Consider the following 2,672-nt stretch of genomic DNA (forward strand, 5'->3'; position numbering starts at 1 on the left):
ACTGACATACAACTTAGTCAGATATCAAATGGTGCAGATGTGTAATACGTTGAATGGAGACTACTTGCCATACCAACTTAGCTTCAATGGAGCGTTAGCCCACATCATGCGCCTAATAGTGGGGCTTCCCTACTCGTCACCGGGAGCCATACCGAGGCAACTCCAAAACTTTTATGCAATGAGTGGGAGCTTAATACTTGAGCCAAGGCGAGAAAGAGCCTTCCCTAGAGTTGTGAAGAAAAAGCCAAGCCGATACCCTAGAAAATACAATGCCGCTCACCTTAAGTGAACGGCATTAGAGCAATTATCGCTCCCGTACTCAGGTAGCCCGTTTACGGGCCGCAGGAAATAGTCATATGCAAATGTCAGATCACTACGCGCCTGCTAGGGCGCTGCCAGTAGGAAAGCCTTATAGGCGCATATGAAAAACCACCGGCTATGCCGGTGGATACTTTTTTTGAGGAGTTCATGGAACAACAAAGCCAGCATAACGCTGGCTTTGTGAATAATGGTTTAATCGCTAAAACTCATATTTAGCGGTAATAGCATAGTTACGCTCAGCTTGAGAGTAGTCGTTATCTAAGTTTGTTTGACCGCGGATATCATTCCAACGGTAGTACTCTTTGTCGGTTAAGTTAAATATACCCGCAGTAATCGTGACATCTTGCATTGGTTTAAAGTAAGCGGTGATATCGACAATGGTCGCACTCGGCAGTTCAACTTGGTTTTCTGTACCGCTATTAAGTTGGTCACGGTTGATATTACCGGCTGACTTCGCAGCAGTATAATTCAACTTCAGGCTAGTACCCCAAGTGGTACTTTCATCATCATAATTTAGTGCTGCGACAACATTCCATGGGTTTACGCTGTTCAATGGACGTCCGTTACCATCTTCACCTTTGCTATAACTTGCCGCTAGGCGTGTTGACATACCATTCGGGGCTCCAATTAATTGATCCAATTTTAATTGATTTGATAATTCAATCCCTTTGATCGTCGCTTCACTTAAGTTGACATAGGAGTAGTGGGTTATTCCGTTCACTTTCTTAGTTGTAACTCGTTCAATGAAATCATCATAATCGCTATAAAATGCAGAAATTTCAGTTGCCGAGACGTTTGTATTGTGACGATAACCCAATTCATAGGCCAAGCTTGTTTCTGACTTAAGGTATGGGTTTGGATCGTTCACATAACGGTGAGCAATGTTGTCATACGTGTAGTACAGCTCAGTAAAGTTAGGGGCACGGAAGCCTTGGCTGACTTGAGCAAAGACTGAATGTTGATTATTGATACGGTACAGTGCGCCAAGACGGCTGGTGAGTGCTGAATCGTCAAATTTAACGAGAGGTTCTGTGGTGCTACCACCGGGATCGGTGCTAAATGAATCATAACGAAGGCCAGGTGTGACAATCAAATTACCACTCAAAAGGGTGATCTCATCTTGAACAAAGAGGCCGATTTTTTGGTCTGTAGCATCCGGTGTATAAACCAAAACTTGATTTGGCGTTGCAGGATCCGAGTTGAGTTCTGTATTGGTATTTGAAATATCGCTACTGGCAAAACTTAAACCATAAATAAAGTTATGTTCGGTTTGACCTAAGGTAACTAACTTATCCAGTTGCGTTTCTAATTCAATTTTATCTTCATTATAGAAGTAATCTTTGGTTTGTTGGTTGTCCGCATTGGCTGGAGTGTAAGGAGGCCTTCCTGACGATGCTGGCTGAAAACGGTGCGTTAAGCCGTTATCTTCTTTGCTTTGCCAAGATGCTCGGCTAGTGATGGTGTCTGCGATGGCAGAGTCAGCTAGCCAAATGTGTTTGATGCCAAGGCGATACTGTTTCGTTGTATCTTGACCATGATAGTTTTTGTAACTGGAATGAGCGATATCAGAATCTGTTTTGTTATGCAGTGCTTCACCAAAGAACTCCAAGCGGTGAGCATCGCTCAGTTGATATTGGAGCTTAAGTAGCAAGTCATTTTTTGCACTATCTTGACTCTCTATCGAATAATCTTCTTTACGATCTGCAAAATTTTGTTGCTCTTGTCCATCACGGCGAGTATAGGCGACCAAGGTCTCTAAATTGCCACTTCTATTTGCAATGGCAATATGTTCACTGAAAGATTTATCTTCTGAAGAGTAGGAAAGCTTTGCTTGTCCGCCTGTGGTTGCGTCTCCTTTTAGGAAATCACGAGGATCTTTGGTGTCAAAAGCGACGACACCACCAATGGCATCACTGCCGTGAAGGCTTGACGCCGCACCTTTGATGACTTCAACACTCTTTACCATATCGGGATCGATACTGATAGCGCTCGAATTGACAAAAGAGTAAGGACCTCCGTCGAATGCTTGTCCTTGTGTGACTCCATCAACCATGATTTTGATTCGATTACCTTCTACGCCGCGAATATTGATGGTCTGTACACCTTGGCGAGATGAGCTATTGGTTGAAACTCCAGGGGTATATTCAAGGATAGCTGCGACATCTTTTGCCATATTGGCTTCAATGTCTTTGCTCGAAATGACAGCAACAGAAGCGGCGGTATTTTCGATGGTTTGAGAAGTTCGCGTTGCCGAAACAACAACCTCATCGAATCGAGAAACTTCTTCTGCGAGAGCAGCAGGGGAAAGCGCTAGTAATATGGAGGCTGATAGTAGTGTTTTAGTGTACATC

Annotated in this window: 1 protein-coding gene and 1 pseudogene; one reads left to right on the plus strand and one right to left on the minus strand. The window is 43.7% G+C overall.

The features are described 5' to 3' along the window. Window positions 1-289, plus strand: a pseudogene (locus tag B9J84_RS10580) (IS4 family transposase); the annotation flags it as partial. Between the two features lie 231 nt (window positions 290-520). Here the strand turns inward: B9J84_RS10580 and B9J84_RS10585 are convergent. After that, window positions 521-2,671 (minus strand): TonB-dependent hemoglobin/transferrin/lactoferrin family receptor, encoded by a 2,151-nt coding sequence (locus B9J84_RS10585; RefSeq protein WP_094124091.1) that lies wholly within the window; start codon window positions 2,669-2,671, stop codon window positions 521-523. Window position 2,672 lies beyond the last annotated feature (1 nt).

This window comes from Vibrio sp. V03_P4A6T147 (genome assembly GCF_002241085.1).
Lineage (GTDB): Bacteria > Pseudomonadota > Gammaproteobacteria > Enterobacterales > Vibrionaceae > Vibrio > Vibrio anguillarum.

Excerpts from the sequence above, each read along its gene's own strand:
- B9J84_RS10585 (WP_094124091.1), bottom strand. The coding sequence starts at position 2,671 with ATGTACACTAAAACACTACTATCAGCCTCCATATTACTAGCGCTTTCC.